This window comes from Pseudomonas sp. 18.1.10 (genome assembly GCF_024655625.1).
GTDB lineage: Bacteria > Pseudomonadota > Gammaproteobacteria > Pseudomonadales > Pseudomonadaceae > Aquipseudomonas.
In genome coordinates this window covers 1-7,332 of sequence record NZ_JANLGL010000248.1, presented here as the reverse complement: position 1 = coordinate 7,332, position 7,332 = coordinate 1, and the positions used below count along the sequence as shown (strand labels likewise).

Here is a 7,332-nt window from a genome sequence, read left to right as displayed (position 1 = left end):
AGCGGAGTGTCAGGCAATTAGTTTTTGACTGATCCACCGCATTCGCGAGCAAGCCCGCTCCCACACAAGCCCGCTCCACAGTTAGATTGGGTACAACTTGGGATCAGCTCAGCTCAAGCCAGATCGGCGCATGGTCCGACGGCTTTTCCAACCCCCGCAATTCATAATCCACCCCCGCATCCTTGACCCGTGGCAGCAAGCCGTTGGACGCCAGGATCACGTCAATCCGCAGCCCACGCTTGGGCTCATCCTCGAAACCACGGCTGCGGTAATCAAACCAGCTGAAACGGTCGGCCACGTCCGGGTTCAGGTGACGGAAGCTGTCCACCAGGCCCCAGTTTTTCAGGCGTGCCATCCACTCGCGCTCTTCCGGCAGGAAGCTGCACTTGCCGGTTTTCAGCCAACGCTTGGCGTTGTCGGGGCCGATGCCGATGTCGATGTCTTCCGGGGAGATGTTGATGTCGCCCATCACCACCAACGGCTGGTCATTGCTGAACTGGCTTTCCAGCAGTTGCTGCAGGTCTTCGTAGAAGCGTTTCTTCGCCGGGAACTTGGTCGGATGGTCGCGGCTTTCACCTTGTGGGAAATAGCCGTTCATGATGGTGATCGGGTTGCCGTTTTCGTCGGCGAACGTGCCCCAGATAAAGCGACGCTGGGCGTCTTCTTCATCGCTGGCGAAACCTTTGTGCAGGCTCAACGCCGGTTGGCGCGAGAGCAGGGCAACGCCGTAGTGGCCTTTTTGCCCGTGGTAGTACACGTGATAGCCAAGGGCCTGCACTTCGGCCAGGGGGAACTGGTCGTCATGGACCTTGGTTTCTTGCAGGCCGATCACGTCCGGTTGGTGCTTCTCGATCAGTGCCGCCAGCTGATGAGGGCGGGCGCGCAGCCCGTTGATATTGAAGGAGACGATTTTCATGGTCGGCAGTCCAGTCCTGGCAAAAGGGCGATGCTAGCCGACAAGTCGGACGGGGGCCAGCGTGGCGGTAGGGCACTTGCACTGCTAATGTCTGGGAACGACTGGAGTCGCGTAGGTTCGTACCCATAAGAACGCCATCCTTTTCAGTGGCGCCCAGGGAGATCAACTGTATGCCGGACACGTCCACTGCCCCCGCCGAAATCCGCCTGCTCAACAGCGGCTATTCCCGCGAGGCCCGCTCCCTGTTGTACCAGGCCTATCGGCATGAGCCGACGTTCGCCTACATCTTCGAGGCCGAACGCCCAGGCTATGAACAACGCGTGCGCGCCACTGTGCGTGAACTGGTCAAGCAGCATTTCTTCCAGAAGCTGCCCGCCATTGGCCTGTTCCTCAACGACCGCCTGATCGGCATCGCCCTGATTGCGCCGCCGCAACGCCGCCTGGGGATTACCGAGAGCTGGGCCTGGCAACTGCGCATGTGGCTGAGCACCGGCGTGCGCGGTACGCGGCGTTACCTGGACTACCATCACGCGGTGTTGGCGTGCCTGCCCGGTGAGGCGGTGCACATGCTGCCGCTGCTGGGCATTCATCCGCAGTTCCAGGGCAAGCATTACGGTGAGCAACTGCTGGAGGCGGTGCACAACTGGTGTGCCGAAGACCCGCACTCGTCCGGCGTGGTATTGGACACAGGGAATTCTCGCTATCTGGAATTCTATAAACGCCAGGGCTACGAGGAGATCGGTGAAGTTGCCGTAGGACCGATCCTGGAACATGTGTTTTTCCACGCCAATCCACAGCGGTTACATGCTGCAACGCCTTGATCCAGAATTATTCAGATAAATCCGGGTTCAAAGAAACTCCCCGGCTCGTGTAGCATCCCCGCCTATGAAGTTTCCAGGAAGATGTACCAGCGGCTTGATCCTGCTGTTCACAAGCTGCGGCGCCTTGGCGCAAAGCGAACTGGACGTGCGGATCAAACCCTCAAACGACGCGTTGAAAGCCAATATCGAAGGCTATATCGGCGGGGTGGGCGATCGTGATGAAGAAGCGTTGCTGCGGTTCAGCCGTGGCGCCGAGGAGCAGGCGCGCAAAGCGGCGCAGGCCCTGGGCTTCTATCAGCCACAGATCGACAGTGACGTAAAGGGCGGCAAGAACCCGCGCCTGATCCTCACCATCGACCCCGGCGAGCCGGTGCATTTGCGTAACGTGACCATTCGGGTGGACGGCCAGGCCGCCAACCTCAAGGCGTTTCGCGTGCCCACCAGCGACGACCTCAAATCCGGCGCCGTGCTCAATCACGGCCATTACGAAGACGCCAAGCGTCTGATCCAGAACCAGGCCTCGCGCTACGGCTTTTTCAGCGGGCGCTTTACCAGCCAAAAGTTGGCGGTGGACCCGCAGGCGGGCGTGGCCGATATCGAACTGATCTACGACAGCGGCCCGCGCTACACCTTGGGCCAGGTCAACTTCAAGGGCGACACGCCGTTTGATGACGAACTGCTGCAACGCATGGTGCCGTTCAAAAGTGGCGCGCCCTACGATTCCGAACTGATCGCCGAACTCAACCAGAACCTGCAAGCCAGCGGCTTTTTCGAAGGCGTGCGCGTGGACGCCGCGCCCGCCGCTTCAACAGACGATGTGATCCCGGTGGCCGTGCAACTGCAAACCCGCAAGCCGCGCACCATGGGCCTGGGCCTGGGCTACTCGACCGACGTCGGCCCGCGCGGCAAGGCCAACTGGACCCGGCACTGGGTCAACCCGCAGGGCCACAGTTATGGCTGGGAAGCTGAACTGTCGGCGCCGCGCCAGAACGTCGGCCTGTGGTACGACGTGCCGCTGGACCCGCCGCTCACCGACAAATTGCGCTTCGCCGGCGGCTACCAGAATGAAGAACTGGCCAACACCGACACCCTGAGTAAATTGCTCACCCTCGGCCCCGAATGGCACAGCAAGTTGCCCAGCGGTTGGACCCGGGTGATCTCGCTCAAATACCAGCGCGAAGAATATCGCCTGGGCAATGACTCCGGCCTGAGCAACCTGGTGATGCCGGGCATCAGTTATTCCTACCTGCGCAGCGACAACCGCATCGACCCGCACAACGGCTATCGCCTGCAATTTGATTCCAAGGTCGCGAAAGAGGGACTCGGTTCCGACACCAACCTGCTTTACGGCACAGCCATGGTCAAAGGCCTGACCACCCTGTGGGACAACCACCGCTTCCTCGCTCGCGCCCAGGTCGGCGGCAGCGCCACCAATGGCTATAAATCGGTGCCGCCGTCGCTACGCTTCTTTGCCGGTGGCGACCAGAGCGTGCGCGGCTACGAGTACCAGACCCTGTCGCCGGAGAACGACCGGGGCGACCGCATTGGTGGCCGCTACATGGTGGCCCTCAGCGCCGAGTATCAATATTCCATCGCCGAGAAATGGCGTATCGCAACGTTTATCGACCAGGGCAACTCGTTTAATACCCTGGAAATGCCCAGCTTGAAGACCGGCGTGGGCGTCGGTATCCGCTGGGTTTCGCCGGTGGGGCCGATCCGCCTCGATCTGGCCCATGCCCTCGAAGATCCGGGCGGCGTTCGATTGCACTTTTCCATGGGGCCTGAGTTGTGATGCGTGGTGTGAAAATAGCGGGGCTGGCCGTGGTGGCGATCCTCGCCGGGCTGTTGCTGGCCCTGTGGGCGGTACTCGGCACCCAGGCGGGCAGCCGCTGGGCCTTGGGCCGTGTGCCGGGCTTGAGTGTGGAGAATTTCCAGGGGCATTTGGGTGGGCGCTGGAGCGCCGATCACCTGCTGTGGCAACAGGACAGCAGCCGCGTCGAGCTCAAGGCGCCGACATTGGATTGGTCGCCCGCGTGCCTGTTGCGCATGACCTTGTGTGTCAACCAACTGGACGTGGAGCAGGTCAGCCTGCAATTCCCGCCGAGCACCGAGGAGAGCAGCGGGCCGATCCAGTTGCCCGAGTTGAAACTGCCCGTGGCGATCCAGCTGGGCGACGTTCGCGTCGGCAGCCTGCTGTTCAACGGCAGCGAAGAACTCAAGGGCCTGCAACTGGCTGCGCACTGGACCGCCGCCGGCATGCAGATTGATTCCGTGCACCTGCAACGGGACGATCTGGTCCTGGACCTGGCGGGCCTGCTGCAACCCACTGGCGACTGGCCATTGAGTGCCACCGGTAACCTGAGCCTGCCTTACGCGCCAGGCGGCGCGCCGTGGAAGGTCGCCCTGAAAATCGAGGGCGACCTGCTCAAGACCCTCAAACTCGACGCCGACAGCAGCGGCTACCTGCCGGCCAAGCTCAGCGGCGAGCTGCAACCCTTGGCAGACAACCTCCCGGCGCAGGTGCACATCACCGCCGATGGTTTCAAGGCCAGCGCCGACCTGCCCGACACCCTGCAACTCAATCAACTGGACCTCACCGCCAAAGGCGACCTGAAAAGCGGTTACCAACTGCTGGGCAAGGCCGTGCTGCCTGCGGAAAAAGGCCCGGTGGACTTGCTGCTGCAAGGCCTGGTCGATGCCAAGGGCGCGCAGATCGCCGGTTTGGACCTGACCGCAAGCGATAAACAAAGCCTCAAGCTCACGGCCCAATTGGATTGGCAGCAAGGTTTCAGCGCCGACGCCAAGATCGCTTGGCTGGACTTTCCCTGGCACCGCCTGTATCCGCTGATCGATGAGCCGCAAGTCACGCTGCGTACCTTCAATGGCGAGATCTCCTATAAAGACGGCAACTACCTGGGCAACCTCAAGGCCGACCTCGACGGCCCGGCCGGCAAGTTCAACGTGGTCACGCCGTTCAGTGGCGACCTCAAGCAAATCTTCCTGCCCGAGCTGAAACTCAGCGCCGGCCAAGGCAAGGCCGAAGGCCACCTGAACGTGCAGTTCGCCGATGGCATCGCCTGGGACACCGCGCTGGACCTGTCGGCGCTGAACCCGGCGTATTGGGTCGCGGAACTGCCCGGTACCCTCGCCGGGCCGCTGCGCAGCAAGGGCGAATTCAAGAACGAGCAACTCAAGCTGAACGCCGACCTCGACCTCAAGGGCCGCCTGCGCGGGCAAACCGCCGTGCTTGCGGCCAAGGCCGAAGGCGCCGGCGAACAATGGACCCTGGCCAACCTGGACATCCGCCTGGGCGATAACCGCATCAACGGCAGTGGCAGCCTGCAACAACGCCTGGCCGGGCAGATCGACATCAAGCTCGCGCGCCTGGCCCAGCTGTGGCCGCAATTGCGCGGGCAAATCAATGGCCGCCTCGACGTCGCCGGCAGCCTCAAGGCGCCGCAAGGCAAGCTCGGCCTCAAGGGCCAGCAACTGGCGTTTGCCGACAATCGCCTGCAAAGCCTGAACCTCGACGCCACGCTGGACAGCGCCCAGCGCGCGAAGATCGACCTCAAGGGCAGCGGTATTCAAGCCGGTGACACCCAGGTCGGCACCCTGACCGCCAGCGCCTCCGGCGACATCAAGAACCAGAAGGTCCAACTCGACCTCGCCGGCCCGCTGCTCAAGCTGGCCCTGGCGTTGGACGGCAATCTCGACAAAGGCAACTGGCGCGGGCGCCTGGCCAGCGGTGATGTGCAAACCGGTGGCCAGGACTGGAAGCTGCAAGCCCCGGCGAAAATCGAGCGCATGGCTGACGGCAAGCTGACGTTCTCTGCGCACTGCTGGGTGTCCGGCCCCGCCAGCCTGTGCGGTGAAGACCAGCGCCTGATGCCCGAGCCGAAACTGCGTTACCACCTCAAGCAATTCCCCATCGACAGCCTGGCGGCGTTTCTGCCCAAGGACTTCGCGTGGCAAGGCAAGCTCAACGCCGACCTGCAACTGGACCTGCCCGACAGCGGTCCCAAGGGCGTGGTCGCGGTGGACGCCAGCGGCGGCACCTTGCGCGTCAAGGACAAGGACCAGTGGCTGGACTTCCCCTACGACACGTTGAAGCTGGAAACCACCCTCAACCCCAAGCGCATCGACACCCAGCTGAACTTCCGCGGCGGCAAGCTCGGCGAACTGATGGTGCAGGCGCAGATCAACCCGCTGGCGAAGAACAAACCGATTACCGGCAATTTCAGCCTGGCTGGCCTCGACCTCGCCGTGGCGCGGCCGTTTGTGCCGATGGTGGAAACCCTCAGCGGCAAGCTCAACGGCAACGGGCGTATCTCCGGTGGCCTGCTGGCGCCGCTGGTCAATGGCAACGTCAACCTGGTGGGCGGCGAAATTTCCGGCCCTGAACTGCCCATCAGCCTTGAGGGCCTCAACGTGCAGGCGCTGATTGCCGGCGAGAGCGTGCAGCTCAATGGCGCCTGGCGTAGCGGCAAGGCCGGGCAGGGCAGCCTCAAGGGCCAGATCGACTGGGGCCGCGCCCTGGCGGTGGACCTCAGCCTGCAAGGCGCGCAACTGCCGGTGACGGTAGAACCCTATGCCGTGCTGGAAGTGGCGCCCGACCTGAAGATCAGCCTCAAGGACGACAAACTGGCCATCGCCGGCAAGGTGCAGATCCCCCGTGGCGACATCACCGTGCGTGAGCTGCCACCGTCCACCGTGAAGGTGTCCGATGACACCGTGATCGTCGGCAGCCAGACCGAAGAAGGCAAGCCGGCGATGGCCATGGCGATGGACATTGATGTGGTGGTGGGCGAGGACAAGCTCAACTTCTCGGGCTTTGGCCTCACCGCCAAGGTGCAGGGCCATGTGCACATCGGCGACAACCTCGACACCCGTGGCGAGCTGTGGCTCAACGACGGCCGCTACCGCGCCTACGGCCAGAAGCTCGACGTGCGCCGCGCCCGCCTGTTGTTCGCCGGCCCCCTGGACCAGCCGTACCTGGACATCGAAGCGATCCGCAAGACCGACGACATCATCGCCGGTATCCGCCTGAGCGGCAGCGCCGAACAGCCCACCACGCAAATCTTCTCCGAACCGGCCATGAGCCAGGAGCAGGCGCTCTCCTACCTGGTGCTGGGGCGTCCGCTGACCACCACCGGCGAAGACAACAATATGCTCGCCCAAGCCGCACTGGGCCTGGGCTTGATGGGCAGCGCGGGGGTTACGTCGGACCTGGCGAAGAACCTGGGTATCCAGGACTTTGAACTCGACACCCAAGGCAGCGGCACGACCACGGCGGTGGTGGCCAGCGGCAAGATCACCGAGAAGCTCAGCCTGCGTTACGGGGTGGGGGTCTTTGAACCGGCGAGCACGATTGCGCTGCGGTATCTGTTGAGCAAGAAGGTGTATCTGGAAGTGGCGAGTGGCGTGGCCAGCTCGTTGGACATCTTCTACAAACGCGACTTTTGAGTCATACACAGTAAAAAATGTGGGAGCGGGCTTGCTCGCGAATACGGTGTGTCAGTCAACAGATTCATTGGCTGATCCACCGCATTCGCGAGCAAGCTGAACTGGCCTAATGATTTTGGACACTTCAATCAT

The 7,332-nt window shown here is 62.7% G+C and carries 4 protein-coding genes; 3 read left to right on the top strand and 1 reads right to left on the bottom strand.

What is annotated here, in order from left to right; all coding sequences use genetic code 11:
• Positions 1-103: 103 nt before the first annotated feature.
• Positions 104-916, bottom strand: a complete 813-nt coding sequence (gene xthA / locus NUV89_RS25915; RefSeq protein ID WP_124528931.1) for an exodeoxyribonuclease III — start codon at positions 914-916, stop codon at positions 104-106.
• Between the two features lie 170 nt (positions 917-1,086).
• Here xthA and NUV89_RS25910 point away from each other — a divergent pair, with 170 nt between their 5' ends.
• From NUV89_RS25910 to NUV89_RS25900, 3 genes are all read left to right on the top strand, one after another.
• A complete protein-coding gene (locus NUV89_RS25910; RefSeq protein ID WP_257783560.1) occupies positions 1,087-1,737 on the top strand; it encodes an N-acetyltransferase in 651 nt (216 codons plus the stop codon).
• Positions 1,738-1,801: 64 nt separating this feature from the next.
• Positions 1,802-3,529: an autotransporter assembly complex family protein gene (locus NUV89_RS25905; RefSeq protein WP_257783559.1), complete on the top strand. Its 1,728-nt coding sequence runs from the start codon at positions 1,802-1,804 to the stop codon at positions 3,527-3,529.
• Positions 3,529-7,200 carry a translocation/assembly module TamB domain-containing protein gene (locus tag NUV89_RS25900; protein ID WP_257783558.1) on the top strand — a complete coding sequence of 1,224 codons (3,672 nt, stop codon included), beginning with the start codon at positions 3,529-3,531 and terminating at the stop codon, positions 7,198-7,200. The genes NUV89_RS25905 and NUV89_RS25900 overlap by 1 nt, the downstream gene beginning before the upstream one ends.
• Positions 7,201-7,332 lie beyond the last annotated feature (132 nt).

What these genes read in the sequence shown, in the direction of transcription:
- NUV89_RS25900 (WP_257783558.1), top strand. Translation starts at nt 3,529, where the DNA reads ATGCGTGGTGTGAAAATAGCGGGGCTGGCCGTGGTGGCGATCCTCGCC.
- NUV89_RS25910 (WP_257783560.1), top strand. Translation starts at nt 1,087, where the DNA reads ATGCCGGACACGTCCACTGCCCCCGCCGAAATCCGCCTGCTCAACAGC.
- xthA (WP_124528931.1), bottom strand. Translation starts at nt 916, where the DNA reads ATGAAAATCGTCTCCTTCAATATCAACGGGCTGCGCGCCCGCCCTCAT.
- NUV89_RS25905 (WP_257783559.1), top strand. Translation starts at nt 1,802, where the DNA reads ATGAAGTTTCCAGGAAGATGTACCAGCGGCTTGATCCTGCTGTTCACA.